This window comes from Agrobacterium sp. LY4, from assembly GCF_001526585.1.
GTDB classification, from domain to species: Bacteria; Pseudomonadota; Alphaproteobacteria; order Rhizobiales; family Rhizobiaceae; genus Agrobacterium; species Agrobacterium leguminum.
Genome location: NZ_ASYA01000004.1, coordinates 120094 through 147000, shown reverse-complemented (window position 1 = coordinate 147000; position 26907 = coordinate 120094). Strand labels below are relative to the sequence as shown.

The following is a 26907-nucleotide window of genomic DNA, read 5'->3' as shown; positions in this document are numbered from 1 at the left end:
GTCGGCAGCAACCGTCACGAAAGCGTTATGGAAAGACATTAGAACCGCCGCCGGCCCGTTCAAAAAATGCACGGCTGTGCAACGACCGGCCAGAGCCTTCCCCATCTTTCCGGGGGCAGCGCTCAGCAGTTCCACTCGCGCCGAAAACATCGGAGACATAGATGAAACGCCGCACCTTTATGATGTCCGCCGCAGGCGCCGCCGCCGGTCTCGCCCTTGCACCGCGCATGAGCTTCGCCGCTCCGGGCACGATCGACTGGTACACCAGTTCGGATACGAATATCCTCGATTTCTGGTCCAATACGATCAAGCCCGCCTTTGAAGCCGCCAATCCCGGCCTGAAGCTCAACCTCGTCGATGCCGGCGACAGTGCCGGCATCACCGCCATCGGCGAGCGCGCCATCGCCGCAAAGCAGACCGGCACCGATCCGCAGGCCGACTATTTCGAAACGGCCGATCCGCTGCTGCCCACCGGCGGTATCGATGCCGGCATCTATGTGAACATGGCGAAAGCCGGCCTCTCAAACTATTCGCGCGTCAATCCGCTCGCCATCCGCAGCGAATACAGCCTGCCCTATCGCGGCAGCCAGGTTCTGCTCGCCTATGACACCAGCAAGCTCAAGCCGGCGGATGCACCGAAGACCTGGGATGAGCTTGTCAAATGGATCAAGGCCAATCCCGGCCAGTTCGTCTATAACCGTCCCGACAAGGGCGGCTCCGGCGGTAACTTCGTCCGCCGCGCCATCCATCAGGCCAACGGCCTCGACCCCAAGGCCTTCACGGTTGACAACTACACCCAGGAAGCCGGCGACAAGGCTCTCGGCAAGGCATGGGCGCTGCTCAAGGACATCGCACCGTCGCTCTATGACAAGGGCGCATATTCCTCCGGCAACACGCAGTCGCTGCAGCTGCTTTCGCAGGGCGTCGTCACCATGACCCCTGTCTGGTCCGATCAGGTGCTGAAGGCCATCGATCAGGGCGTTCTGCCGCAAGAAACCGGCCTCGTCCAGCTTCAGGATCTGGCGCTTTGCGGTGATTTCTCGCGCGCCGTGGTGCTTGCCAACGGCGTCAATCGCGACGCCGCCCTGAAGCTCGCCAATTTCGTGCTGTCGGAAGAAATTCAGGGCGCGATCCTCACCGAACTCGGCGGTTTCCCCGGCGTTTCCTGGGACTATGTGCCGGCCGAACTGCGCAAGCGTTTCGCCGACATCATCCCGCAGACCATTCCGACCTTCCCGGCCGGCAAATGGGAAACCGCCATCAATGATGGCTGGTATCGCAACGTCGCTCCCAACGTCGACCGCAAATCGTGACCGAGGTTGCGGAAGGAGCGGTTCGCCCGCTCATCGACAATACGGCAGGCAGGAGGCCAGTCGGCCTCCTGCTCGTCGCCATCCCCGTCTTCCTGATGATCTGGCTCGTCATCTGGCCTGCCATCAACGCCATCGGCCGCACCGTCTGGCGCATAGGAGCGAGCGGCGAGACGGGTTTCGACCTTTCGAGCTACGGCTTCTTCTTCTCGGACCGCTACAGCCTCGACAATCTTGCCGTGACGTTGTGGACAACAATGGTCTGCGCGATACTCCTGCTGGCGATCTGCCTGCCGATCGCGCTTTACCTGCGCTTTTCGCAAGGCCGCCTTTCGGCTTATGTGCAGGCGCTCGCCATCTTCCCGATGTTCGTGCCCTCCATCATCCTCGCCTTCGCCTTCATCCGCGTTCTCGGGCCCAACGGCATGGTGGACATATTGCTCAATGCGGTCGATCTGCCGAAAATCCGCACCCCCTATCTCACCCCGTGGGGACCGGTCATCGGTCTTGTCTGGGACAATATTCCGCTGACCGTTCTCATCCTGCTCGCGGGCCTCGGCAGCGTCGCCAACCAGTCGGTGGAGGCGGCACGGGATGTGGGCGCAAACGCGCTTCAGGTCTTCTGGCACATCATCCTGCCGCGCATTTCCAATTCCATCCTCGTGGCGCTTTCCTTTTCGGTGCTCGGCATTTTTTCCTCCTTCACCCTGCCCTATCTTCTCGGACCTGCCTCTCCCGAAATGCTCGGCCCCTTCATGCAGCGCACGCTGCGCGAAGTGCAGGATCCCATCGGCGCCATGACCCAGGCCGTCATCGCTTTCGGTTTCTGCATCGCATTCGGCCTGTTCTACGTGCGTTCGGTCGCACGCAACCAGGGGAAATGACATGACGACCCTCACGCCGGCGCGAGAGCGCATGGACTGGCCCGGCATATTTTTCGCCACCCTTCTCACCGTCGCCATCGTCGGGCCGCTGCTTGTGGTGGGCACCTGGGCATTCACCGAGGTCTGGCGTTTTCCCAACGTCATTCCCCAGCAGTTCGGTTTCCGCTTCTGGGGGCAGACGCTGGGACGCGCCGATGTGTGGAACGCACTGATGCTGAGCCTGCGGCTGACAACGGTGGTAACGCTGCTTTCAGCGGTGATCTGCCTTCCCGCCGCCTATGCCTTTGCGCGCATGAGCTTTCCCGGCCGCAACCTGCTGTTCTTCTCCTTCCTTGCCGGCCACGCCTTCCCGAAATTCGGGCTTCTGGTGGCAATCGCCGCCATTTTCCTGCAGCTCAACCTCATCGGCACCTTCTGGGGCGTCGTTCTCATCCAGCTCGTCGGCACGCTGATGTTCATGATCTGGATTCCCGTGGCGGCATTTCAGGCCGTCGACCGGCGCATGGAAGAGGCGGCCCGCGATGTCGGCGCCAGTCCACTCAGGGTCTTCTGGTCGATTACGCTGCCGCAGGCGGGACCGACCATCGCCGCCGCCGTGCTGCTGAGCTTCGTCGGCACTTTTTACGAGACGGAAGGCGCATGGCTGATCGGCGCGCCCGGCATCCGCACGATGCCGGTGCTGATGATCAGCTACATCAACAACCAGATGGTCATCCAGTATGGCGCGGTCCTGTCCGTCCTGCTCTGGGTGCCGTCCTTCATTGCCCTCATGTTCGCCCGCCGCGTCATCGGTGGCGGCGCATTCGCCCGCGGTTTCGGCGGTTAGGAAATCATCATGTCCGTACTTCACATCCGCCAGGTCACGAAAACCTATTCCGGCGGGACCAAGGCAGTCGACAGCTTCTCGCTCGATGTCGCCGATGGCGAACTCGTCTGCCTTCTCGGCCCCTCCGGTTCGGGCAAGTCGACGCTGCTGCGCATGGTCGGCGGCTTCGAGCAACCGACGGGCGGGCAGATCACCATCGATGGCGAAGATGTCACCCACCTGCCGCCGGAGCGGCGGCCGACAGGCATGGTGTTTCAGAGCCACGCGCTCTGGAGCCATATGAACGTCTTCAAAAACCTCGCTTTCGGCCTCAAGCTGCGCCGCATGCCGGCTGCCGTCATCAGAGAGAAAGTGGAGGCCGTGCTCGAACTCGTCGGGCTTTCCGGTTATGGCGAGCGCGCCACCGGCCAGCTTTCCGGCGGCCAGCAGCAGCGCGTAGCGCTCGCCCGCTCGCTGGTTCTCGAACCGAAAATACTCCTGCTTGACGAGCCCTTCGCCAGCCTCGACCAGCATCTGCGCGAGCGGCTGCGTGAAGAGGTGCGCGATATTCAGCAGCGTCTCGGCATCACCACCCTGTTCGTCACCCACGGTCAGGATGAGGCCCTTTCCATGGCCGACCGCATCGTCGTGATGGCGAATGGCAAGACCGAACAGATCGACCGGCCGAATGTGATCTACCGCGAACCGCAGACCCCGTTCGTCGCCGGCTTCATCGGCACCATGAACCTGATAGAGGGCGCGGTTTCAGACGGAATCTTCATGCGGGCTGATTTCAACCTGCCGCTTCCGGTCTCCGACGGACCGGCCATTCTCGCCGTTCGCCCGGAAGCCATCGATCTGACGATTTCCGAAACGCCGGAAGCAAGTGTGCATCGGGTGACGGATTATGGCACGCATGGCCTTGTCGACCTTGATCTCGCCGATGGTACAAGGATCAAATCCATGGTCGCCCACCCGGATATGTTCCAGACGGGACAGGGCGTACAGATTTCGCCCCGTGCCGTCACGGCCTATCGCGACAACCGCCCAATCTACCGGAGCTGACATGAACCAGCCGATCCTTATCGACCGCGACGGCCACAGAACATGGCTCAAATGGCATCGCGCCCGCCGCCGCGCCGAAGATCCGGTTTTTACCGGCGAGCGTATCATCGAGGCGATGCGGCTCGGCGCAAGCATCGAGGTCGATCTCGTCATTCACGCCGATCACGGCTGCACCGTTTTGCATGACCGGACGCTGGAGCGGGAGACCACCGGCACCGGCCGGGTGCGGGACACATCCGCCGCTGCCCTGCGCCAGCTTCATTTGCGCGACAATGATGGCCAGCCCATCGATGCGAAGGTAATGCTGCTCGAAGACCTTTGCGCCCTGCTTGCCGAGGACACCGTTCATCCCGACGCCCTGCTCCAGCTCGATTTCAAGGAAGACCGGCAGGCGCTTACCCCGCAGGTGGTCGCCGGTTTCGGGGCGAGCGTTTCGCCCATGGCAAAGTCGGTGATCCTGTCGGGCGGCGATTTCGACGCCATCGCGACGCTTGCCGGCTCAGCCCCCGGCCTTCGCACCGGATATGATCCCTGCCATCGCGGCACGCTAGCTGCACTGAAGGCAAGCGGAAACTATCTGGGCTTCATCGAAGACGCCCTTGCCACAGCACCCGATGCCGACATGATCTACCTCGCCTACGAGATCGTGCTTGCCGCCGAGGATGCGGGCGTCGATATCATCGCCCCCATCCATGCCGCCGGCCGCCGGGTCGACGCCTGGACGATCAACAGCGTCACACCGCAATCCATAGAACAGGTGAAACGCCTGTTGCGGCTTAAGGTGGACCAGATCACCACCGACGATCCGGAAGGGCTCGCCGAGGTTTTCAGCCGATGACAGTCAATTACAGCACCATTCTCGACCATATGGTCGCCACCGCCCGCGAAGCCGGCGCATTGACGCTCGACCATTTCAGGCGCTTCCGCGAGATCGAAATCGGCGTCAAGGGACCGGGAGACTTCGTTTCCGATGCGGACAGGGATTCCGAAACACTGATCCGCGACCGTCTGCTCGGGCAATATCCGTGGGGACTGACCGGCGAGGAATTCGCGCCCGTCGAAGGGGCGGATCAGGACCACCGCTGGCTGGTCGACCCCATCGACGGCACCACCAATTTCATCTTCGGCCAGCACTATACCATCACCATCGCGCTTCGCCGCGGCAATGAAACGATCTGCGGGCTGGTCTACAATCCCGTTTCCGACGAGATGTTCACCGCGATCAAGGGAGACGGCGCCTATCTCAATGGCGAGCGCCTGCGGGTCAATGCCAGCACCGATATCGCCCTGATGTGCGTCGGCACCGGCCTGCCCACGCCCAATCTCCAGCTTTATCCCGGCGCCTATCAGCGCCTCGACGCCATTCGTGTGCCCATCGGCGCGGTCCGCGTGGTCGGCAGCGCCGCCAATTCCTGCGCTTACGTCGCCTGCGGCCGGCTGACCGGCTATTACGAGGAAACGGGCTTCGTGGACACGGCAGCCGGCATTCTGTTGGTGCAGGAGGCCGGCGGCATCGTGACCGACTGGTGGGGCCGCGGACCGGAGTTCTATGAAAAGACCGGTACGCTGATCGTCGCCAATGCCGCGACCCATGCGTATCTCATGGAGCACCTGCGCGGCATTCCACCCAAGAACCCCGCATAACGGCTTCGTCTTCGGAGCATCCATGCCGCAGCAATCGTCTCAGGCCACCTGCACCAGATGGCCGGGCGACACCGTCCTGTAGGTCCGCACCGGCGTTTCATATCCCATGGCCCGTATCGGGCTTTTCAGCTCGTCATTGGATATGCCGCGCCTTATCCCGCGCCTTGCCGGGTCCGGCACCGGCACGGCGGCCATCAGCTTTTTCGTATAGGGATGTTGAGGATTGTCGAAAACCGCCGCACGCGGGCCGATCTCGACGATCTCGCCGAGATACATCACCGCCACCCGGTGGCTGACGCGCTCCACCACCGCCATGTCATGGCTGATGAACAGGAAAGCGAGGTTGAGGCTCTGTTGCAGGTCGAGAAGCAGGTTGCAGACCTGCGCCTTGATCGAGACATCGAGCGCCGAGACGCTTTCATCGGCAACGATAACCTTCGGATCGAGCGCCAGCGCACGGGCAATGGCGATGCGCTGGCGCTGGCCGCCTGAAAATTCATGGGGGTAGCGGCTGGCCATATCGGCGGACAGTCCCACCTTTTCGAGAAGATCGGCAGTCTTTTCCTTCGCCTGTCTGCTGCTGCCCAGTTTGTGCTTGATGAAGGGTTCTGAAATCGCCGTGCCCACCGTCATGCGCGGATTGAGCGACGAGAAGGGGTCCTGAAAGATCATCTGCACGGATTTGCGCATATTGCGCAGGCCGACCGTATCGAGCCGCATCACGTCGTAACCGTCGAGCGACACGTCGCCGGCCGTCGGCTCCACAAGCCGCATGATCGAGCGGCCGGTGGTGGATTTTCCGCAGCCGGATTCACCCACCAGCGACAGCGTTTCGCCCTGAAAGAGATCGAAGGAGACGTTTTCTACCGCATGGACTGCGCCCGTCTGGCGTGCCAGCAGGCCGGAGCGGATGGCAAAACGCGTCACAAGGTTCCGGACCGACAGAACCGGCGTTTGCCCGCTCGCAACCGTCCCCGCCACCTCCTGCGGCTCGCTCGAAAGGCCGGTCTTCATGTCCAGCACCGGAAACCGTGTCGGCCATTGCCGGTCGCGCATCGAGCCGAGCTTCGGCACCGCCGAAAGCAGCGCCCGTGTATAGGGGTGCTTGCCGCGCCGGAAGATGTCCTCGGTCGGTCCGGTCTCGACCTCATCGCCACGATACATCACGATCGTCCGGTCGGCGATTTCGGCCACGACGCCCATGTCATGGGTGATGAAAAGGACCGACATGCCCTCCTCTTCCTGCAACAGCTTGATCAGATCGAGTATCTGGCCCTGAATGGTGACGTCGAGCGCCGTCGTCGGCTCGTCGGCGATCAGCAATTTCGGTCGGGAGGCGAGCGCCATGGCGATCATCACGCGCTGGCGCATGCCGCCGGAAAACTGGTGCGGATATTCATCGAAACGGCCGGAGGCGTTTGGAATGCGAACCTTTTCCAGCAGCCGCACCGTCTCCGCCCGCGCCTCCTGCCTCGAAAGCCCCTTGTGCCGGATGAGCACTTCGGAAATCTGGCGACCGATGGTGAAGATCGGATTGAGCGAGGTCATCGGCTCCTGAAAGATCATCGAGATATCGTTGCCGCGCACGCCGCGCATTTCTCTTTCGGAAAGCGCAAGAAGATCGCGCCCGTTGAGCAACACCTCCCCCTCGATCCGGCTGGAGGCCGGGGCAAGCAGGCGCATAAGAGACAGCGACGTCACCGATTTACCGGAGCCGGATTCACCGACAATCGCGACGGTTTCGCCGGGGGCGACATCGAAGGACACGTTGCGCACCACGCTCTTCCAGGCGCCATCGACGAGGAAGGAGGTGGTGAGGTTACGGACGGAAAGGACGGGTTTTGTCTCCATGGTGTCACCGCCCTACCGCATAGGCCTGCATCAGCCGCGGTGTTGCGGCGGCGCGCAGCAGGCCATCCGCATCGCGACGCGCGGCGGTGAGCCGCCCGACCGACCATGCATCGGCAACCGTGACGCGGTGCCCGCGGCGGCGAAGCTCCTGCAAGGTCGCTTCGCCCACGGTGCTCTCCACGGTGATTTCACCCGGTGAACTGGTGCGCGGATAAAACGAACCCGGAAAATGCGCGGTGTGGAACAGCGGCATATCAATGGCGGCCTGCAGGTTCTTGCCGTGATGGGCATAACGCAGGAAGAAGGGCAGTTGCCACTGGTCCTGCTGATCGCCGCCCGGCGTGCCGAACACCATGGAGGGACGCCCCTGATGAAGCGCAAGCGAAGGCGTCAGCGTGGTGCGCGGGCGTTTGCCCGGTGCAAGCGAGGTCGGCAGGCCCTCCTTCAGCCAGAACATCTGGGCGCGGGAATTGAGCGCAAAACCGAGGCCGGGCACGATGGGCGAGGATTGCAGCCAGCCGCCCGAAGGCGTGGTGGAGACCATGTTGCCCCAGCGGTCGATGACATCGATATGCACCGTATCGCCGCGCTTCTCCGTCAGGTGCGACATGGTCGGCTCGTAGACCGTGCCGGTGCCGCTCATCTCGGCCAGCATGGCCATGGTGGCGTCCACCTGCTTTTCGTAACCCGGCACGGTGCCGGGGCGCAGCTCCAGCGAGGCCTCTCCGCTTATCAGCGCGCGGCGGCCGGCATTGTAGCCTTCCGACAGGAGATATTCCGTCGGGATCTGGCCGAATTCCGGATCGCCGTAATAGACCTCGCGGTCGGCATAAGCGAGCTTCATGGCTTCGACGATGGTGTGGATGAAATCGGGACCGGAGGGGTCCATGGCCGCAATGTCGAAGCCTTTCAGAAGCGCAAGCGATTGCAGCAGAACCGGACCCTGCCCCCAGGCGGGCGTCTTGGCAATCGTCCAGTCGTGATAGTCGAGCGTCTGCGGCGCTTCGACGGTCGCGCTCCAGTCCGCCATATCCTGCGCCGTCAACACGCCCTTGTGCCGTGCGCCGCTGGCATCCATGACTTCCGCAGTCCTCACGTAACTGTCGATAGCTTCCGCCACGAAACCCCGATAAAAGGCATCGCGTGCCGCCTCGATCTGGTTTTCGCGGCCGGAGCGCGCTTCGGCTTCGGTGACGATCCGCTGATAGGTCGCGGCCAGAACCGGATTGCGGAAATTGGCGTGAGGCTCGGGTGCCGCGCCACCCGGCAGCCACGTCTCGTGGGATGTCGGCCATTCCTTCTCGAAGAAATCGGCCAGACCCTTGATGGTGGCGGAGACGCGCGGCAATGTCGGATGCCCGTGCTCGGCGTAATAGATCGCCGGTTCCAGCACTTCGCGCACGCTCATGGTGCCATAGTCGCGCAGCATCAGCATCCAGCCGTCGAAAGCGCCGGGAATGACGGTGGCGAGCAGCCCGTCGCCGGGGATCAGCTTCAGCCCTTCCGACGTGTAATGTTCAATCGTCGCACCGCTCGGGGCCGGGCCTTGTGCGCAGATGACTTCCACCTTGTCCTTCTGCTTCGAATAAAACACGGCGGGCATATCTCCGCCCGGACCGCACAGATGCGGCTCGACGATCTGGAGGACGAAACCGGTGGCGACGGCCGCGTCGAAAGCATTGCCGCCTTTTTCGAGGATCGCCATGCCGACGGCCGATGCGATCCAGTGTGTTGAGGTGACGACGCCGAAGGTGCCAAGGATTTCAGGGCGTGTGGTGAATTCAGTCATTCGGATATTTCCTTGTAAAAGATCATGCTTCGCGCGGATCGAGCGCGTCGCGCAGGCCGTCGCCCAGAAGATTGAAGCCGATAACGACGAGGAAGATGGCGATGCCGGGCCACATCGTCATCCACGGCGCCTGGCTGAGGAAATTCTTCGCGGTATTCAGCATCGAACCCCAGGAGGGCGCAGGCGCCTGCTGGCCGAGGCCGAGGAAAGAAAGGCTTGCCTCCGCAATGATGGCGGTCGCCACCGTCAGGGTCGCCTGCACGATGATGGGGGCGAAGACATTCGGCAGGATGTAACGCGTCATGATGTCGATGTGGTTGAGGCCGATGGACCTTGCGCCTTCGACATAATCTTCGGTCTTGACCGCCAGCACCTGCCCGCGCGTCAGCCGCACGAAAATCGGCATGGCGGAAAGGCCGATGGCGATCATCGCATTGGTGAGGCTCGGGCCGAGGAAGGCGGCAAGCGCAATCGCCATGATGAGAAACGGCATGGCCAGCAACGCTTCGGTGATGCGGGATATGACCATATCCACCCAACCGCCGAAATAACCTGAAATCAGGCCGAAGGGCACGCCGATGACCACCGCGATCATCACCGAGACCACGCCCGCCATCAGCGAGGCGCGCGCGCCATAGATCATGCGGGAAAGGATGTCTCGGCCGAGATCGTCGGTGCCGAGCCATTGGGCGGCCGAGGGCGCCTTGCGGATCGCCGACCAGCTGGTCGCCACCGGATCGGCAATCGGCAGGATAGGCGCGGCGATGGCAAGAACGGCGAAAAACAGCACGATAACCATGCCGACAAGCGCGGATTTGTTGCGCTTCATCTTCTTCCAGGCGCGGCTTTCCTGCCGTGTTGCCGCTACGGAGAGGTTTTGATCGAGAACGGTCATGATATCGGGGCCTCAGATCGTCGCCCTGAGGCGGGGGTTGAGCAGGACATAGGCAATGTCGGCCAGAAGGTTCATGAGGATGAAACCGACGGCGGTGCAAAGAACGATGCCCTGCACGACCGCGTAATCGCGGGTGAACACCGCATCGACCGTCATCTTGCCGAAGCCGGGAATGGTGAAAATCTGCTCCGTCAGCACCGCCCCGGCCAGCAATTCGCCGAAGAGCAGCGCCAGCAATGTGATGACGGGCAGAAGCGCATTGCGGAAACTATGCGACAGGATGATCTCGCGCGGCGAAAGCCCCTTGGCGCGGGCGGTGCGGATATAGTCGGAACTGAGCACCGCCACCATCGCCGAACGTGTATGGCGCATCAGCGTCGCCGCAAGCGCATTGCCCAGCACGAAGGCCGGCATGATCATGGTTTCGATGGAGCGCACGGGATCGACAAAGATCGATTCATAGCCGGATGCCGGCAACCAGCCGAGTTTCACCGACACCAGCAGGATCAACATGATGCCGAGCCAGAAGTTCGGGATGGAGAGGCCGGAAAGCGCCACGATATTGGCCGTGTAGTCGATCCACGTATTCTTCTTGACGGCGGCCAGAATACCGATCGGAATGCCGATGACCATGGCAAAGAACATCGCCATCACCGCCAGCTGAATGGTGACCGGCAGCTTCTGGCCGATAAGCTCCAGCACCGGCTGGTTGGTGCGCAGCGAAATACCGAAATCGCCCGTCACGACGCCGCCCAGCCAGTTGACATATTGCAGCGGCACGGGGTCGTTCAGGCGATATTTCTCCCGCAGGAATTCAATCGTCGCCGGATCGCGCTCCTCACCAGCCATGGCAAGGACCGGATCTCCCGGCAGCAGTTTCTGCAGCGAGAAGACGAAGATGGAGATGATCAGAAGCGTCGGGATCGCGACCAGCAGTCGCTTGCCGATATAAACAGGCATGGCATGGCCCTCGTTCGTGCCAATTCGTGAGGGCCGCACGGCAAGGCCGTGCGGCGCATGCGAAGCGTTCAGTCCTTGGAGACGCCGAGAAGGCGGATCATGCCATCCGGCGACGGCGCCCAGCCCTTGACCTTGTTGGAAATGGCATAGGCATAGGGCTGGTGACCGAGATAGATGATCGGCATGTCATCGTTGAGGATGACGCTCGCGGCATCGTATTTTTCCTTGCGCACCGCATCCTCGGTCGAGGCGCGGGCCTCATTCAGCAGCTTGTCGACCTCGGGATTGCAATATTTCACATCGTTGATGCCGCCCTTGCAGGTGACGAACTGGTGCAGATTGCCATCCGGATCGATACGTCCCGACCAGTCGGAACGGCTGAGCTGGTAGTTTCCGGCCGTCTGTTCGGACAGAAGCGTCGCAAATTCCGTGGCCTTCAGGGTGACGTTGAAGCCCGCTTCCGCGACCATCGACTGGATGACCTGCATCATCTGCGTCTGCGTCGTGTTGTTGGCGTGCTGAAGCTCGATGTCGAGCTTTTCGTAACCCGCCTCCTTCATCAGCTCTTTGGCCTTGTCGATATCGCGCGCCGGCACCGGCAGATTCTGGTTGAACCACGGGCTTGTGGGCGGGAAGGCCTGATTGCCGGCCTTGGACGTACCTTCGAACACGATCTGGCCGATCGCTTCCCGGTCTATCGCATAGGAAAAGGCCTGACGCAGGCGCTTGTCCTTGCCGAGCGGATTATCCGCACGCGAACCATTGTTGATATTGACATACATGGCCATGTAGCCCGGTCCGATGACATCCGCATAGGTCAGATTGGCATCGTTCTTGACGGACTCGGCATCGGAGGCCGAGATGCGCTCGGCGATATCGAGGTCTCCCGAGCGAAGATTGGCAAGCTTCACGGTCGTATCCGGGATCGGCAGATAAACGACCCTGTCGACCAGAATTTTGTCCTTGTCCCAATAATCGGCGAATTTCTCGAGCACGATACGGTCCTGCTGGATGCGCTCGACGAATTTGAACGGCCCGGCGCAGACCGGCTTCGAACCGAAATTCGCACCCAGTTCCTTGGCCGCCTTCGGCGCGACGATCATGCCGGCGCGGTCGGAAAGCTGCGCCAGCAGCGTGACGTCCGGCGTCTTCAGGGTGAATTTGACGTCCAGCGGCCCGGTGGCTTCGACCTTTTCGACCGAGGAAAGCTCGCTCTTGCGGCGGGATTCCGGCAGGGTCATGTTGCGCTCGATGGTGGCGACCACAGCCGCCGCATCCAGTGTCTCGCCGTCGTGGAATTTCACGCCGTCGCGGATCTTCATCGTCAGCACCTTGCCGCCCTCGGACCAGGCCCATTCGGTGGCAAGCTGGGGAACGATCTTCATGTCCTGCGAAATGTCGACGAGCTTGTCGCACATGGCGGTATAAACGATACGGCCGACGAAGGTGCGCGATTGCGCGGGGTCGAGAACGTCGGCGTCATCGTTAAGGCCGATGCGCAATTCGGACGAGATGGCCGGCGTGGACAGGAATGCACCGGCCAATAAGGCGGCGGTCAATATCTTGATTTTCTTCATGTTCTATCCTCTGGTCTGGTTATCTTTGTTTTTCATTGGCCGGCCCGGAAAGGCCGGCAGGTCTGCCCTGCTGCCTATGAGGCCGGCGTGAGCGGATTATCGGCATCGCCCGTGCTGCGGGCGGCAATGTCTTCTCCGGCTTTCTCCTCCAGAAAGCCGAGCGAGGTGGCGCGGATCAGCCTTTCCTGATGCATGAGAAGGTGCTGGCGCATCGCTTCGCCGGCTCTTGCGGGGTCGCGGTCGGCGATGGCATCGACGATCGCTATGTGCTGCTCGAAGGAAGCCTTGCCGTTCGTGCCGCTGCGGCGCGCCAGTTCCCGTATCGACTGCCATGCATCGTCCTGGCGAATGCGGTTGACGACATCGAAGATGGACAGGAACAATTTGTTGCCGGCGCTCTGGGCGATCTGGCGGTGAAGTGAACCATCCCACAACTCCTTGGCGTCGGCATCCGTGCTCTGGCCGGTCTTCTGGACGAGGGCGCGCATGCGTTCCACCTCGGCAGGCTTGGCGCGCATGGCCGCAAGCTGCGCCAGCTGTGGTTCGATGCGCAGGCGCACTTCCATGATTTCCATGATATCCGTGCCGGCGACCAGTTCCGTCACTTGGGCGGACCAATCGTCCGGCTTTTCACCCACAAAGGTTCCCGCCCCCTGCCGTCGCCAGATCAGACCTTCGGCTTCCAGAACCTCAAGAGCGCGACGGACCGCACGCCGGCCGACATTGAAGGTTTCCGCGAAGGCCCGCTCTGTGGGCAGGCGACGGTCTTTCGCAAGATCCTGCGTCTGAATGTACTCCCGCAACTTCGCCAGCGCGTAGTTGGAGTTGTCGTTGGGGTTCACCGTCACGTCGCACCATTTACCGAACCAATACTACATTGGTTCATTTGGTGAGAAATTTTTGCCGCCGTCAAGCTTATTTTTGAGCGGCAACAACTGGCGCTCAAAATATGGGCATGTGGTTTTTTTGAAGGTGGGCAGTGGGCGGTTAGGCGTCATAGACGCACCCGCCCCTCCTAAAGATCGATGGAGAGCCTGATGCGCCCCGACAGGCGCTCCCCGGGAGCAACCGTCCAGAAACCCTGCCCTTCCCGCTGCGCCTGCGGCAAACCAAGCGCTCCGGCGGCCATGGAAACGGGCTCAAGACAGAGATAGCGCTCCATGCGGTGCACGGCGAGATGGCCGAAAACGGGATCGGCTTCGAGCCGTAGTGAAAACCTGTCGAAGTCGACCCGCGCGCTTGACCAATCGGTGAAATGCAATGTGTATCCCGTTGCGGCGGGAATGGCGGGTTTCGGGCGAGGTGCCGGCGGCTGGCCGGTTGGCACGTTCTGCGCATCCAGAGGATATTGCAGTTTGGCGTCCGTCCGCGCGTCGCAACCGAGCCCGGCGGCAAAATAGGGATGCCAGCCCAGCGACATCGGCGCTGGCCCATTCGCGAAATTGGTTATCGACAGCCCCACGGTAAGGCTGTCGTCCTCCAGCAGAAAAGACTGCTCGGCGCGGAAGGAAAAAGGCCACTCTCCGTCAGCCTCGTAGTCCAATACCAGTGAGACCCGATCCGGAGACAGATCTGAAATCGCCCACGGCCGGCGGTGAGCCGGGCCATGCATGGCGTCAGGCGCAAGCGCCGGATGCGGCAGCAGGTCATGGCGAATACCCGCATGGACGAAGGACCCGCCATAGAGCCGGTTGTGATAGGGAAACAGCGGATATGCGCCGGCCCTCGGCCAGTTGAACGGCTCGAACTCCTGCTCCGTTGTCGGCACCAGAATATCGCGGTAGTCGGAGTGCTGCAGATGAGTCATTCTGCCACCCCAGGCGGGGCGCAGGCGGGCGGAGAGCCGCCCGCAGGCAATCGCAACCGTTTCAGGCGAAGGCATAGGAGCCGTCAGGCCGTTTCGGCACCCGTCTTTGCCAATGAACATAGCCATCCTCCTGTATGGCTTTTTCATCCATCTCCACGCCCCAGCCGGGGCGGTCCGGCCTCAGTTCCAGATATCCGTCCTTCGGCAGGTAGGGGTCGACGACATAGCGGGTTTCATCCTCGCGTTTTTCGAGATCGGTGCCGCCATAGACGTAGCATTGCCCTTTCGGCAGCCGGTATTCGAGAATTCGGAAATTCTGCTGGGCGGCGGAAAAATGCACATTGACGGCGGTGGCGAGCGGTCCCATCGGGTTATGCGGCGCGATGCTGACGAAATGGGCTTCCGCAAGCGTGGCGATGCGGCGCATCTCCGAAATGCCGCCGACGACGCAGATGTCGGGCTGAATGATATCCGCACCCTTCACTTGAAGAAGACGCAGGAACTCATTGCGATTATAGAGACTTTCACCGGTTGCCAGCGTGCAGTTCAGCCCCTGTTTGAGGTCTCCCCACATCTCGATGTTTTCGGGACGCAAAGGCTCTTCGAAGAACAGCGGATCGTAAGGGGCAAGCGCATTGCCAAGCTGGCGGGCGGCCGCTGGCTCGAAAATCTTGGCATGGGCGTCGAAGGCGATATCGTAGTCGGGCCGCACGGTTTCGCGAAGCGAGCGGAAATATTCGGCCGAACTGCGCACCACCTCCCCCCAGCGATGGGCGTGAATATCGACGCGCCATGGGCTGAGCTTGAAGGCCGTGAAGCCCCAATCCTCGTTGAGACGGTCGAATTCCTCCTTCGCCGCCGGCGCATCCGGAGCGGTGTAGACACCGGCATAGACCTTGATACGGTCACGTACTTCGCCGCCCAGCAGCTTGTAGACCGGCACGCCCGCCGCCTTGGCTGCGAGGTCCCAGAGGCAATGGTCTAATGCCGAGATGGCGGACAGACCGAGCGCGCCGGGCGGAAAGCGGTTCTGCTGGAGCAGGAGATTATAGAGATACTCCACCCGTGTCGGGTCCTGCCCGGCAAGGAAGCTGTAGAGGTAGTCCAGCACCGGTGGCAAGGCGAGATCGGGGCCGTGATTGTAACATTCACCCCAGCCGGTCAAACCGTCATCGGTATCGAGAGCGACGATGACGCGGGGGCGGTCCTTGTCGCGGGTGACGAATACCCGCATACGATCGATTTTCATGCTTCAGTCTTCCTCATGAATTGCAGCCTGCGACAGGCCCGGCTCTATCGGGCGACGGCCCCGTTCTTGACTTCCGATGGTTCGACGTAGCGGAATCTGCGGGTGCGATCCCGGTCGCGCGGGTCCGGCGCGGAATGGCGGAAAGAAGCGCCTGCGTGTAGGGATGATCCGGCGCATTGCAGACCTTTTCGGCGTCTCCCACTTCCACCAGCTTGCCGCGATACATCACCCCGACGCGGTCGCACATATAGCGGATGACGCCGATGTCGTGGCTGATGAAGATATAGGCGAGCCCCAGCTCGTCCTGCAGCCGCATCAGAAGATCCAGCACCTGGAACCGCACCGAAACATCGAGCGCCGAGGTCGCCTCATCCGCCACGATGATGCGCGGCTTCAGGGTGATGGCGCGGGCGATGCCGATGCGCTGGCGCTGGCCGCCGGAAAAGGCGTGCGGATAGCGCTCGCGCCCGCTTGGGTCCAGTCCCACCTGCTCCATCAGGGCGCAGACGCGTTCATCCAGCTCCCTGCCCCTGGCAATGCCGTTGACTAGCAACGGCTCGCCGATGACCTGCGCCACCGTCATGCGCGGATTGAGCGAGCCGAACGGGTCCTGGAAGACCATGCGTAATTCACGCCGTGCGGCTTTCAGCTCGGCGCCTTCGATCCTGGCCAGATCGACCACGCTGCCATCCGCCCGGCGATAGAGCATAGCGCCACCGGTCGGATCGTAAAGACGCATGATGGAGCGGCCCATCGTGGTCTTGCCGGAGCCGCTTTCGCCGACGATGCCGAGCGTCTCACCGGGCAATAGCTTGATCGACACGCCATCCAGCGCCTTCATCTCGCCGAAATGCATGGAAAGGTCGTTCACTTCGAGCACCGGCGCAGCCGTTAAATCGAGCGGAGGCCGCGCAAGCCGGATTTCCGCCTTCTGCTCCAGCTTCAGCACGGAGCCGATCAACATGCGGGTATAGGCGTCCTGCGGGCTGTGGAATATCTCATCGACGGTGCCATATTCCTTGGCGACGCCGTGATGCATGACCAGCACGTCATCGGCAATCTGCGCCACCACGCCCATGTCATGGGTGATGAACAGCACCGCCATGCCATGCGCCTTTTGCAGCCGCGATATCAGATCGAGGATTTCGGCCTGCGTGGTGACATCGAGCGCCGTCGTCGGTTCGTCGGCGATCAGGAGTTGCGGTTTGCAGGCCAGCGCCATGGCGATCATCGCACGCTGGCGCATGCCGCCCGAATATTGGAAGGCGTAACGATCCAGCGCCTTTTCAGGATTGGGGATTTCCACCTGCCGCAGCAACTCGATGGCCTCGGCCCGCGCCTGCGCCTTGCTCATCTTCAGATGCAGACGCAGGACCTCGGTGATCTGGTCACCGACCGTGTGCACGGGTGAAAGCGACGACATCGGCTCCTGAAAGATCATCGCGATATCGGCGCCGCGCACCGAGCGGATGGCCCGGCTGCGCGGATCGAGCTTTGCCAGATCCAGAGAGGTGCCGTCGGCGCGGTTGAGGATGATCGACCCGGACGCGATGCGGCCGGGACTGTCGATGATCTGCAGAATCGAACGGGCGGTGACGGATTTGCCGGAGCCGCTTTCGCCGACGACGCAGAGCGTCTTGCCGGGATCGATGGAGAAAGACAGGTCGTTGACCGCCCGGAAAACCCCGTTTCTGACCGGAAATTCAGTGACCAGATTGCGGACTTCAAGCAGCGGCTTGGCTGGCTTCATGGAGAGAATGTCGCTCATCCGGGGCCTCACTTATTATAGGGGTCGGCTGCATCGCGCAGGCCGTCGCCGAGCAGATTGAGCGCCATGACGGCAATGACGACCGCCACACCGGGCAGGAACAGCCAGGGTGCTGTCGCAATCGAGCGGATATTCTGCGCCTCGCGAAGCAGCACGCCCCAGGAAATGGTCGGCGGCTGGAGACCGAGGCCAAGGAAGGAGAGCGATGTTTCCGCAAGGATCATCGCCGGAACCGCAAGCGTGACCGAGGCGATGATGTGGCTCGAAAAACTGGGCAACATATGGCGGAAGATGATGCGCCCTTCCGGCACGCCATCCAGCCGCGCTGCGGCCACGAATTCTTCGGTCCTGAGCGACAGGAACCGGCCGCGCACGACGCGGGCAAGCTGCGCCCAGCCGGTCAGGGACAGGATGATGGTGATCATCATATATTGCAGCGTGGCAGGCCAGCCCTGCGGCAGGGCGGCGGCCAGCGCCAGCCAGATGGGAATGGTGGGCAGCGATAGCACGAAGTCGATCACGCGCTGCATGACGAAATCGATGCGGCCGCCGTAATATCCTGAAATGCCTCCCAGAACGACGCCGAGCAGCAGCGAGAAGAACACGCCGACAAGACCGATGGACAAAGAAACCTGGGCACCCTGCACTACGCGGCTGAAGACATCGCGCCCGAGACGATCCGCACCGAAGAGGAAGAGCGGGCGCGTTTTATCGGTGGAGGCCAGCAGGTGGATATCCGTGGTGAACAGGCCGAAGACGGAATATTCGTAACCGCGACCGAAAAGCTGGACCGGGATTTTCTTCGCCGTATCTTCAACGAAGACCGCCGCCAGCGTTTCAGGATTGCGGGTCAGCTTCAGCGGATAATAATGCAGCCCGAGCGAGAAACCCTCGGTCGTGTCGATGAAATGGACGCGCTGCGGCGGATGGAAGGTGGCGCGGGCATTCTGCAGCACCGGATCGTTGATGGCGAAGAAGCCGGGCACCAGCGCGACGATATACATGGCGATGGTGATGAACAGGGCGGCCATGGCCAGCTTGTGGCGCTTGAAAGCCCACCAGATGAGCTGCCACTGCGAAGCGACGGCGGCGCGGTCCTGCCGGGCATTGGTGGTCATGGTGATATCGCTCATGGCGCCCTCCTATTCGAGACGGATGCGCGGATCGACCAGCGCAAGCAGGATGTCGCTGATAAGCGATCCGATCAGCGTCAGCGCGCAGATCAACAGCACGAAAGCGCCGGCGAGATACATGTCCTGCGCCATCAGCGACTGCAGGAGCAGCGGTGCGGCCGTCGGCAGATTGAGCACGATGGCGACAACCACGGAGCCCGAAATGAGGTTGGGCAACAGCCATGCAATGGTGGAGATGAAGGGATTGAGCGCAATTCTGAGCGGATATTTCGTCAGCAGCTTGAACTCGGACAGTCCCTTCGCCCGCGCGGTGGTGACATAGGGCTTGGGCAACTCATCCAGCATATTGGCGCGCATGACGCGGATGAGGCTTGCGGTGGAGGACACGGCAAGGATGGCGACCGGCAGCCAGATATGGGCCATGAGGTCCATCATCTTGGCGATGCTCCACGAGGCGGTCTCGTATTCCGCCGAAAACAGCCCGCCGACATCGGCCCCGAACTCCACCGCCGCGACATACATCAGCACCAGCGCCAGCAGGAACGAGGGTATGGAAAGGCCGAAGAAGGAAAATGCGGTGAAGAGATAATCGCCAATCGAATATTTGCGCACGGCGGAGAAGACGCCGATGGGAAGTGCAATGGCCCAGGTTGCGAGAAGGCTTGCGATGGCCAGAACCAGTGTCAGCGCCATGCGCTCCCAGATGAGGCCTGAAACCGGCTGCTGCCACTCGAACGAAATGCCGAAATCGCCGCGGCTGACGATGCCCCATATCCATTTCAGATATTGCACGATCATCGGGTCATCGAGGCCGAAACGTTCGCGCAGCTGCGCCGCCGTATTGTGGTCGATGACCTCGTTGGAGGCGGCCAATGTGGCGATATAGGTCGTCACATAGTCGCCGGGCGGCAGCTGGATCAGGACAAAGGCAAGGAAACTGACGGCAAACAGGGACGGTATCATCCACAGCAGGCGTTTTACGATAAAAAGCAGCATGTCGTTCTCGCAATCACATTGTGCCGCACGCGCCGCCTTCCACTAAGGAGACGGCTGTGGGTGGTCGAAACAACCTGAGAGGCGTCGCCGCGTTACGGCAGCGACGCCCATGTGGCGATGTCAGCTTGTGAAGGTGAACTGTTGCGGCAGCGCCGGGCCGGGATTAGGCCAGGTCCAGCTGTCGGGTTCCGTTTCCGGCACATTGCGCAGATTGTTGCGGATGATGCCAAAACCGCCCACCGCAAGGCAGAGGCCGATCGTTTCGAACTCTTCCGCCGCAATGTCGAAGATCTGCTTCATCTTCTCGCCGCGCTTGGCAAGGTCGGCCGTCGAGCGCGCCTCATCGAACAGCTTGAAGCGCTGCTTCTGGCTTTCCGGCGGCTCTTCGCCCTTCTGGCCATTCGAGGTGTACCAGAGCGCCCACGGGATGGCGTAACGCGACCCCTGCGGGTGGAAGGCGAAGAAATCGCGCGGATCGAGCATCGGATCGAGACCGCCGGGACCGGGCCAGACGGCGGCATCATGGGCGTTGTCATCGCCGCGTGTATAATAGAGCGCACGTTCGATGGTGTTGACCTTGATGTCGACGCCGATCTGCGCCCATTGCGCCTTCACCAGCTCCAGCGCATCGACCAGATCGGGATAGAGCGTCGGGATGACGTCAATCGAGAAGAAGACAGGCTGACCGTCAGGCCGCAACCGCATGCCGTTGCCGTTCTTCTTGTCGTAACCGGCCTTGTCGAGAAGTTCGTTCGCCTTGTCCGCATCGTATTCGGTGAATTGCCGCGCCAGCTTTTCATTGTACCAGGGATGTGTCGGGCGCGGCCCGGCCTGATAACCCTCGCTCTGGCCGAAATAGACGATGTCGATGATTTCCTGCCGGTTGAGCGCGATGGACAATGCCTGGCGGAACGACTTGTCGGCGAACATCTTGCGCATTGCCGGGTCTTTATGGGTGATGTTCAGGTAAATCTGGCACTGCTGCGCAGCAGACGGCACCAAAGTCAGCAGGCGGTAGTCACCCTTTTTCATGTTCTGCGACAGGGTCGGCTTGTTGGCGAGAACGCTGATATGGCGCTCCTGAATGTCGATCTTGCCGGAAATGACGTTCAGCATCAGCGATTCGACATCCTGCGAAATGCCGAAATTGATTTCGTCGATATAGGGCAACTGGTTGCCTTCGGTATCGACCTGCCAGAAGTAAGGGTTGCGGGTCATGACCACGCGTGTCGCACCGCCGGAATAGGGTTCCTTCACCACCCACGGGTCCAGCGTCGGCTTGTCGACATTCGACCAGCGGGACGGAATTTCGATATCGCCGCATTTGGCGCGGAACAGTTCGGTCCAGCTGGAGACACCCGCAGCCTTCACATCGGCATCGAGCGCCGTGTTGTATTTCGGCAGGAACTTGCTGCAATAGTGTTTGGGAAACAGCGTCGGATGCTGGCCGAGCGGCGTGGCGAGATTTTCGAGATAAAGCGCATTCGGCGCTGCGAATTTGAACTTTACCGTGAAATCGTCGACTTTTTCGACATCGACCGCCTTGCCGGCCACGGAAAGCTGCGCCGGCGTGGCGCTGTAAAGCTCCTTGTTCTTGATGCAGTCCTCGATGGCGAACACCACGTCATCGGCGGTGAAGGGGTGACCGTCCGACCATTTTGCGCCCTCCAGCAAATGGAAGGTGAATTGCGAGGCATCGTCGTTGACTTCCCATTTCACCGCAAGGTTCGGCAGAACCTCGGTAAAATCCATGTTCCAGCGGACAAGGCCCTGATTGCCGACCATGCGCAGGATGCCGTTATGGTCCGACGAACCGCGCAGGCCACGGCGCAATGTGCCGCCATAGGTGCCGATTTTCTCGTGCGGCGTCACCACCATCGGATTTTTCGGCAGACGTTCGGCCAAAGGCGGCAATTTGCCGTCCTTTACCAGCGCCTCCAGTTCCGGCGCCTGCTTGCCGGCAGCAGCCCGCGCCGAGGTCCCGATGACGGAAAGGGCGGCCACGCCGCCAACACCCGCCATAAAGGTTCGGCGCGTTACGCCCAGTGAAAATGCTTCGCCATCGCGCATCGACAATCCTCCCAAAAAATCACCGGCAGCGAGACGGCTTTCACCGAACCGCGACGGCCCTCCCGGCCAGCCAGCACGCCGATCCTCCATCGGCAGGGGCAGACCATATGGGCGTTTTCAGATGATTACAAGTATTGACAGATTTTTACATCTTTTTTATTTGTAGGCCGGTTTTCAGGATCAGGCTTGAAGAAAAAATCGGTACGACAGCCCCCTCGCTCACAAAAACCCCGGTATTTCTGTTGCGATTGAAATGCAGGAAACCCATTAACTTCAGCGATTTGCAACGGAAGGGCTGCTGATGGACAATCACACTGCATCTGCCGCCGCTCGAGGCGAAACTCGGCTGAGCGACATCATCTACGAAAAAATCGTCGGCATGATTTCGGACGGGCGGTTTCCCGTGAACGAGCGGCTGCCATCGGAACAGAATCTGGCGTCGCTGTTCGGCGCATCGCGGCCGGTTGTGCGGGAAGCGCTGGAGCGGCTTCGGAACGACGAGCTTATCGTTTCACAAAAGGGATCCGGCTCCTATGTACGCCAGCAGCCGGATTCTTCCGTGTTGCAACAGGTGCCGGTCGGCTCGCTGGCCGACGTGCAGCGTTTTTTTGAGTTCAGGGCCGGATTGGAGGCTTCCGCGGCTGAGCTTGCGGCGCGCAACTGGCAGGCAGCGGACAGGGTACGTATCGAGCAGGCGATTGCCGCGCTGGAACAGTGTCTCGAGCGCAACGATCTCGGCGCGGAGGAAGACTTCGCCCTGCACGAAGCCATCGCGAAGGCGAGCCATAACCAGTTCCACATCACGGTGCGGATATGGTTCAAACCCCATTTCGCCATCGGCCAGTCGGTGACACGCAGCCTCAGCCTCAAGCGGACGCCGCAGCATGTGCGTGAAGTCCAGAACGAGCACACGGCCATCGTGGAAGCGATTTTTGCGCGGCGCGAGCAGGCCGCGCATGACGCGATGAAAGACCACATATTGAAGGCGCGCGCCCGCATGTTTCAGGGCGTCGGCAGTTAGGCCGCACCCTGCAATGTCGAAAATAGAATCATAAGGGGCGGATGAGGGAGAGGAACCAGTGAGCCAGCCGCACATCATAGAACCGAAGCTCCGTTCCCTGATCGATACCCCGCTGAAGGTCGGCGAATCGCCTGCCTGGGACGAGCGAACCGGCGATCTGTGGTTCGTCGATATTCTCGCGCCCGCCATTTTCCGCCTGCATCCCGGCGGAAAACTCGACAGATACGACATGCCCGCCCAGGTGGGCTGTCTCGGCCTTTGCGACAATGGCTTGATCGTGGCGGGCCTCAAGACCGGCGTGCATCTTCTCGATCCCGCGAGCGGCAAGCTCGACCTTCTCTGCGATCCGGACGACGGGCGGCCTGACAGCCGCCTCAACGATGGAAAGGTTGGCCCGGACGGCCATTTCTGGGTGGGGACCCGCGACGAGGCCGCGATACAGACAGGCAATGCACGTCTCTATCGCATCGCTCCGGATGGCGGCATCGAATGCATCATCGATGGCGACATGTTCACATCGAACGGGCTTGCCTGGAGTCCGGACGGCAGGCGCATGTACCATTCCGACAGCAGCGGGCTGATGTATCAGGTATTCGATTTCGACGCCGCGACCGGCAGGATCGGCCCGGCCGAACGCCTTCACGATTTCGCGCCGAATGAAGGCAGGCCGGACGGTGCGGCGACCGATTGCGAAGGCTGTTACTGGAGCGCCGGCGTTCAGGCGGGACGTCTCAACCGCTTTTCACCGGACGGCGAATTGTTCGAGGTCTACAGGCTGCCGTTCAAGGGGCCGACCATGCCGTGTTTCGGCGGTCCCGACCTCAAGACGATCTACCTCACAAGTCTCGTGACCGAGACGGAGGGAATAACCACCGCAGGCACGGTTGTCGCATTTGATGCCCCGGTCGCCGGCGCGCCCGTTCACAAATTCTCCATTTGAAGATGACTTTTGATCCTAAGGAACCCAGTTGATGACGACATTCGATTTTCGCCAGGCCCTACAGGGCATCTCCGGCGTTCCGGTAACGGCTTACGATGCAAGCGGCGAAGTGGAGACCGGTGTTACCGCCGAGGTTTACGCCCGTGTCGCAAAGGCGGGCATCCACAATATCGTCGCGGCGGGCAATACAGGCGAATTCTACGCCTTGACGCCCGCGGAAATTCTGAAGGTTTATGAGGCTGCGATAAAAGGTGTCAGCGGCAAAGCCCCGGTTACGGCGGCGATTGGACGCTCGCAGCGCGAAGCGCTCTCCATGGCGCGTCAGGCAAAAGAAATGGGCGCATCCGCCGTCATGTCGCATCAACCGGTCGACCCTTTTGCAGCCCCGCAATCGCAGATCGACTATTTTATCGGTCTTGCGGAGGGCAGCGAATTGCCGCTGGTCGCCTATGTCCGGGCGGACGGCTTTTCGGTCGATGACATGGTAAAGCTTGCGAGCCACCCGAATGTCGCCGGCATCAAGTTCGCGACGACCGACATCATGCTTCTGTCGCGCGCGATTGCCGCTTCCGATCCGAACGGCGCTCTATATGTCTGCGGACTGGCTGAAAGCTGGGCGCCTGCCTTCGCGGCGGTTGGTGCGCGCGGCTTCACATCCGGTCTCGTCAATGTCGCGCCGCAATTTTCCCTGCAGGTTCATGACGCCCTGACGGCCGGCGATTTCCCGGCCGCACGGAAGATCATCGAAAGGATCGAATTGTTCGAACGGCTGCGGACACGATATCGCAACGGCGCAAATGTGACTGTGGTGAAGGAAGCCATGGAAATTCTGGGGATGAAGGTTGGCCCCGTTCGCGCCCCGGGACTTGCCCGTCTGGACAAAGAAGACCGCGCAACACTCGAAGGACTGCTTGCCAGCTGGCGTTGATGGACGCCTTGCCGGCAAGCTGCACACTTTCGCTTTGATCAGATCATATGCCGGCCATAAGCCGGCATATGCTTTCCGGGCCGATGGACGCTCAGCCGAACAGCGCAAGGCTGCTCTTCACGGTAACCCATACGCCCCACAGAAGCGGAATACCGACAGCAACCCAGGCAAGTGCCGCCTTGGTGTCCAGCCCGCCACGTCCGATGCCGAAGGAGCCTGTCGGACCGGCATTGGCGGCCGCCGTCTTTGCCTGCAGCGTCGCGACCTCCGCATCCGACATGAACCACTTGTCCGAAAGCGGCCGCACGAAGGCATTGGCCACGAGGCCGATCGCCAGCATGCCCGCCAGAATATACATGGTGCTGGTGTAGAGCGCGGGTCCTGGCGCCACGCCCGCCGCGATCTGCGCTTCGCGGATGTAGTTGACGACGACAGGGCCGGCGATGCCCGCAGTCGCCCAAGCCGTCAGCAGGCGGCCGTGGATTGCGCCGACGAACTGCGTGCCGAAAATATCGGCGAGATAAGCGGGAATGGTCGCAAAACCACCGCCATACATCGACAGGATGATACCGAAGGCGAGAACGAAGAGCGCCTTGTTGCCCATCGTCGCAAGCGTCGGCGCCAGCGCATAAAGAATGATGCCGAGAATGAAGAAGCAGAAATAAGTGTTCTTGCGGCCGATCTTGTCGGACATCGACGCCCAGAAGAAGCGGCCGCCGATATTGAACAGGGAAAGCAGCCCGGTGAAGCCGGCAGCGATCGCCGCGATCTGCGCCTTCTGCCCGGCATCGAGATCGGCAAAGCCCACGCCCGGCAGGCCGATCAGCGATCCTGCGAAGATTTCCTGCAGCATGGGCGAGGCCATGCCGATGACGCCGATACCCGCCGAAACGTTGAGGCACAGCACCGCCCAGATAAGCCAGAACTGCGGCGTCTTGTGCGCATCGCGCAGATGCACGTGGCGATGGGTTATCATGGCGCTTTTGGCGGAAGGCGCGGTCCAGCCTTCCGGACGCCAGCCCGACGGCGGAATGCGATAACCGAAGGCGCCCGCCATCATGAAGACGAAATAGATCATGGCCATGACAACGAAAGTCTGCCAGACGCCAACCGAAATATCCGTCTTGAAGTTGTTCATCAGCAGATTGGCGAGCGGCGCGCCGATCATCGCACCACCGCCAAATCCCATGATGGCCATGCCCGTCGCCATGCCGCGACGGTCCGGGAACCATTTGATCAGGGTCGATACGGGCGAAATATAGCCAAGGCCGAGACCGATACCGCCGATGACGCCGGCCCCCAGCCACATCAGCCACAGCTGATGCGTGATGACGCCGATTGCCGCCACCAGAATACCGCCGCACCAGCAGCAGGCGGAAACGAAGCCGGCCTTGCGGGGCCCCACCCTTTCCAGCCAGCCGCCCCAGATGGCCGCCGAGCAGCCGAGAAGAACGAAGAAAAGCGTATAGATCCAGCCGAGATCGGCCACGCGCCAGTTGCACTCAGTGGTGAACAGCGCACCCAGAAGGGTGAGGCTGGAGCAACTGGGGTCCGTGGCCGGCAGCGCCTTCGACAGCGGCAGCCAGAACACGCTGAAGCCGTAGGCCATGCCGATGCATAGATGAATGGCAAGGGCCGCCGGCGGTACCAGCCAGCGATTGAAACCCGGTCTTGCGATTATTCGTTCGCGGTCCAAAAACCCGGCTTGCGCCGCCTCTCCCGCTGTCGCACCTGCTACTGCCATTGACATTACCTCCCTCGTGGATGTCTGGACATGTCACGTTCGCCCCGCCGGGCGAACACCGATATCGCCGGACGTCCCCCGTCCGGCCGAAAGTGTGATTTTGCGGTCGCGCCGCTCAAGCCTCTGTGCTTTCCGGGACGCTCGGTTCCGAAAGGGACTCGCCCGCAATCGGTCCTTTGCCGCCCGGCGCGCCCTTCGCGTCGTCGCCGAGGCCCACGGCATCGGCCGGATCGTCGGGCCGCTTGATCTTCTTCGATGCGGCAAGCACAAGCGGCAGAAAATCACCGGCCCCGGCATCCACCATCTCGAAGAACCGGCGTCGCATGCGCGGTTCCCAGAACTTGTTGATGTGGGTCGCGACACCTTCGATGCGTATATCTTCCGGCTGCGACAGAAAGAATGTCGCGATCTGGTTCGCCATTCTCACCAGCTTTTCATCGGTGTGGTTGAGCAACATGACCTCTTCCCCCC

The 26907-nt window shown here is 61.5% G+C and carries 22 protein-coding genes and 1 pseudogene; 9 read left to right on the top strand and 14 right to left on the bottom strand.

Going from position 1 to position 26907, the window contains the following annotated elements; genetic code table 11:
- The first annotated feature begins 161 nt into the window (after positions 1 to 161).
- The 6 genes from L904_RS06825 to L904_RS06800 are packed head-to-tail and all read left to right on the top strand — an operon-like array spanning position 162 to position 5708.
- Positions 162 to 1313 carry an extracellular solute-binding protein gene (locus tag L904_RS06825; protein ID WP_020810614.1) on the top strand — a complete coding sequence of 384 codons (1152 nt, stop codon included), beginning with the start codon at positions 162 to 164 and terminating at the stop codon, positions 1311 to 1313.
- Positions 1310 to 2194, top strand: coding sequence for an ABC transporter permease (locus L904_RS06820; protein WP_020810613.1), 885 nt, complete (start codon positions 1310 to 1312; stop codon positions 2192 to 2194). Before L904_RS06825 ends, L904_RS06820 begins: the two co-directional genes overlap by 4 nt.
- Before the next feature lies 1 nt (position 2195).
- Complete coding sequence (locus tag L904_RS06815; protein ID WP_020810612.1) at positions 2196 to 3020, top strand: ABC transporter permease; 825 nt, start codon at positions 2196 to 2198, stop codon at positions 3018 to 3020.
- A 9-nt stretch (positions 3021 to 3029) separates the two neighbouring features.
- Complete coding sequence (locus L904_RS06810; RefSeq protein WP_020810611.1) at positions 3030 to 4064, top strand: ABC transporter ATP-binding protein; 1035 nt, start codon at positions 3030 to 3032, stop codon at positions 4062 to 4064.
- A gap of 1 nt (position 4065) precedes the next feature.
- On the top strand, positions 4066 to 4902 hold the full coding sequence (locus tag L904_RS06805) for a glycerophosphodiester phosphodiesterase family protein (RefSeq protein WP_020810610.1): 837 nt from the start codon (positions 4066 to 4068) through the stop codon (positions 4900 to 4902).
- Positions 4899 to 5708, top strand: a complete 810-nt coding sequence (locus L904_RS06800; protein ID WP_020810609.1) for an inositol monophosphatase family protein — start codon at positions 4899 to 4901, stop codon at positions 5706 to 5708. The genes L904_RS06805 and L904_RS06800 overlap by 4 nt, the downstream gene beginning before the upstream one ends.
- Positions 5709 to 5747: 39 nt before the next feature.
- Here the strand turns inward: L904_RS06800 and L904_RS06795 are convergent, their stop codons facing one another.
- The 12 genes and pseudogenes from L904_RS06795 to L904_RS06740 form a co-directional block, all read right to left on the bottom strand.
- Positions 5748 to 7559: an ABC transporter ATP-binding protein gene (locus L904_RS06795; RefSeq protein ID WP_059762594.1), complete on the bottom strand. Its 1812-nt coding sequence runs from the start codon at positions 7557 to 7559 to the stop codon at positions 5748 to 5750.
- 4 nt (positions 7560 to 7563) lie between these two features.
- A complete protein-coding gene (locus L904_RS06790) occupies positions 7564 to 9348 on the bottom strand; it encodes a gamma-glutamyltransferase family protein (RefSeq protein ID WP_020810608.1) in 1785 nt (594 codons plus the stop codon).
- A 22-nt stretch (positions 9349 to 9370) separates the two neighbouring features.
- Positions 9371 to 10243, bottom strand: a complete 873-nt coding sequence (locus L904_RS06785) for an ABC transporter permease (RefSeq protein ID WP_020810607.1) — start codon at positions 10241 to 10243, stop codon at positions 9371 to 9373.
- A gap of 12 nt (positions 10244 to 10255) precedes the next feature.
- Entirely contained in the window at positions 10256 to 11203 is a 948-nt protein-coding gene (locus tag L904_RS06780) for an ABC transporter permease (protein WP_020810606.1), read from the bottom strand.
- A gap of 68 nt (positions 11204 to 11271) precedes the next feature.
- Positions 11272 to 12780, bottom strand: a complete 1509-nt coding sequence (locus L904_RS06775; RefSeq protein WP_020810605.1) for an ABC transporter substrate-binding protein — start codon at positions 12778 to 12780, stop codon at positions 11272 to 11274.
- A gap of 74 nt (positions 12781 to 12854) precedes the next feature.
- Positions 12855 to 13628, bottom strand: a complete 774-nt coding sequence (locus L904_RS06770; RefSeq protein WP_031233969.1) for a FadR/GntR family transcriptional regulator — start codon at positions 13626 to 13628, stop codon at positions 12855 to 12857.
- Positions 13629 to 13795: 167 nt separating this feature from the next.
- On the bottom strand, positions 13796 to 14662 hold the full coding sequence (locus L904_RS06765; RefSeq protein ID WP_020810604.1) for an aldose 1-epimerase: 867 nt from the start codon (positions 14660 to 14662) through the stop codon (positions 13796 to 13798).
- Complete coding sequence (locus L904_RS06760) at positions 14649 to 15836, bottom strand: galactarate dehydratase (protein WP_020810603.1); 1188 nt, start codon at positions 15834 to 15836, stop codon at positions 14649 to 14651. Before L904_RS06760 ends, L904_RS06765 begins: the two co-directional genes overlap by 14 nt.
- Positions 15837 to 15880: 44 nt before the next feature.
- Positions 15881 to 17604 (bottom strand): annotated as a pseudogene (locus L904_RS06755) (ABC transporter ATP-binding protein).
- Between the two features lie 8 nt (positions 17605 to 17612).
- On the bottom strand, positions 17613 to 18737 hold the full coding sequence (locus L904_RS06750; RefSeq protein ID WP_020810601.1) for an ABC transporter permease: 1125 nt from the start codon (positions 18735 to 18737) through the stop codon (positions 17613 to 17615).
- 9 nt (positions 18738 to 18746) lie between these two features.
- Complete coding sequence (locus L904_RS06745) at positions 18747 to 19733, bottom strand: ABC transporter permease (RefSeq protein ID WP_003521681.1); 987 nt, start codon at positions 19731 to 19733, stop codon at positions 18747 to 18749.
- Positions 19734 to 19853: 120 nt separating this feature from the next.
- The gene (locus L904_RS06740; RefSeq protein ID WP_035260480.1) at positions 19854 to 21803 is read right to left on the bottom strand and encodes an ABC transporter substrate-binding protein; all 1950 of its coding nucleotides are present in this window, start codon (positions 21801 to 21803) and stop codon (positions 19854 to 19856) included.
- Between the two features lie 301 nt (positions 21804 to 22104).
- Between L904_RS06740 and L904_RS06735 the strand changes: the two genes are divergently transcribed.
- The 3 genes from L904_RS06735 to L904_RS06725 are packed head-to-tail and all read left to right on the top strand — an operon-like array spanning position 22105 to position 24692.
- Positions 22105 to 22824 carry a FadR/GntR family transcriptional regulator gene (locus L904_RS06735; protein ID WP_003521683.1) on the top strand — a complete coding sequence of 240 codons (720 nt, stop codon included), beginning with the start codon at positions 22105 to 22107 and terminating at the stop codon, positions 22822 to 22824.
- Between the two features lie 58 nt (positions 22825 to 22882).
- Positions 22883 to 23764 carry an SMP-30/gluconolactonase/LRE family protein gene (locus tag L904_RS06730; RefSeq protein WP_020810598.1) on the top strand — a complete coding sequence of 294 codons (882 nt, stop codon included), beginning with the start codon at positions 22883 to 22885 and terminating at the stop codon, positions 23762 to 23764.
- Positions 23765 to 23795: 31 nt separating this feature from the next.
- Complete coding sequence (locus L904_RS06725; RefSeq protein WP_020810597.1) at positions 23796 to 24692, top strand: dihydrodipicolinate synthase family protein; 897 nt, start codon at positions 23796 to 23798, stop codon at positions 24690 to 24692.
- A 91-nt stretch (positions 24693 to 24783) separates the two neighbouring features.
- Here L904_RS06725 and L904_RS06720 read toward each other — a convergent pair whose 3' ends face one another.
- Both L904_RS06720 and L904_RS06715 read right to left on the bottom strand, forming a co-directional pair.
- The gene (locus L904_RS06720; RefSeq protein ID WP_020810596.1) at positions 24784 to 26436 is read right to left on the bottom strand and encodes an OFA family MFS transporter; all 1653 of its coding nucleotides are present in this window, start codon (positions 26434 to 26436) and stop codon (positions 24784 to 24786) included.
- Between the two features lie 115 nt (positions 26437 to 26551).
- The gene (locus L904_RS06715) at positions 26552 to 26893 is read right to left on the bottom strand and encodes a formate dehydrogenase subunit delta (RefSeq protein ID WP_020810595.1); all 342 of its coding nucleotides are present in this window, start codon (positions 26891 to 26893) and stop codon (positions 26552 to 26554) included.
- Positions 26894 to 26907: the final 14 nt, after the last annotated feature.

Excerpts from the sequence above, each read along its gene's own strand:
- L904_RS06825 (WP_020810614.1), top strand. The coding sequence starts at position 162 with ATGAAACGCCGCACCTTTATGATGTCCGCCGCAGGCGCCGCCGCCGGT.
- L904_RS06815 (WP_020810612.1), top strand. The coding sequence starts at position 2,196 with ATGACGACCCTCACGCCGGCGCGAGAGCGCATGGACTGGCCCGGCATA.
- L904_RS06810 (WP_020810611.1), top strand. The coding sequence starts at position 3,030 with ATGTCCGTACTTCACATCCGCCAGGTCACGAAAACCTATTCCGGCGGG.
- L904_RS06805 (WP_020810610.1), top strand. The coding sequence starts at position 4,066 with ATGAACCAGCCGATCCTTATCGACCGCGACGGCCACAGAACATGGCTC.
- L904_RS06800 (WP_020810609.1), top strand. The coding sequence starts at position 4,899 with ATGACAGTCAATTACAGCACCATTCTCGACCATATGGTCGCCACCGCC.
- L904_RS06795 (WP_059762594.1), bottom strand. The coding sequence starts at position 7,559 with ATGGAGACAAAACCCGTCCTTTCCGTCCGTAACCTCACCACCTCCTTC.
- L904_RS06790 (WP_020810608.1), bottom strand. The coding sequence starts at position 9,348 with ATGACTGAATTCACCACACGCCCTGAAATCCTTGGCACCTTCGGCGTC.
- L904_RS06785 (WP_020810607.1), bottom strand. The coding sequence starts at position 10,243 with ATGACCGTTCTCGATCAAAACCTCTCCGTAGCGGCAACACGGCAGGAA.
- L904_RS06780 (WP_020810606.1), bottom strand. The coding sequence starts at position 11,203 with ATGCCTGTTTATATCGGCAAGCGACTGCTGGTCGCGATCCCGACGCTT.
- L904_RS06775 (WP_020810605.1), bottom strand. The coding sequence starts at position 12,780 with ATGAAGAAAATCAAGATATTGACCGCCGCCTTATTGGCCGGTGCATTC.
- L904_RS06765 (WP_020810604.1), bottom strand. The coding sequence starts at position 14,662 with ATGCCTTCGCCTGAAACGGTTGCGATTGCCTGCGGGCGGCTCTCCGCC.
- L904_RS06760 (WP_020810603.1), bottom strand. The coding sequence starts at position 15,836 with ATGAAAATCGATCGTATGCGGGTATTCGTCACCCGCGACAAGGACCGC.
- L904_RS06750 (WP_020810601.1), bottom strand. The coding sequence starts at position 18,737 with ATGAGCGATATCACCATGACCACCAATGCCCGGCAGGACCGCGCCGCC.
- L904_RS06745 (WP_003521681.1), bottom strand. The coding sequence starts at position 19,733 with ATGCTGCTTTTTATCGTAAAACGCCTGCTGTGGATGATACCGTCCCTG.
- L904_RS06740 (WP_035260480.1), bottom strand. The coding sequence starts at position 21,803 with ATGCGCGATGGCGAAGCATTTTCACTGGGCGTAACGCGCCGAACCTTT.
- L904_RS06735 (WP_003521683.1), top strand. The coding sequence starts at position 22,105 with ATGGACAATCACACTGCATCTGCCGCCGCTCGAGGCGAAACTCGGCTG.
- L904_RS06725 (WP_020810597.1), top strand. The coding sequence starts at position 23,796 with ATGACGACATTCGATTTTCGCCAGGCCCTACAGGGCATCTCCGGCGTT.
- L904_RS06720 (WP_020810596.1), bottom strand. The coding sequence starts at position 26,436 with ATGGCAGTAGCAGGTGCGACAGCGGGAGAGGCGGCGCAAGCCGGGTTT.
- L904_RS06715 (WP_020810595.1), bottom strand. The coding sequence starts at position 26,893 with ATGTTGCTCAACCACACCGATGAAAAGCTGGTGAGAATGGCGAACCAG.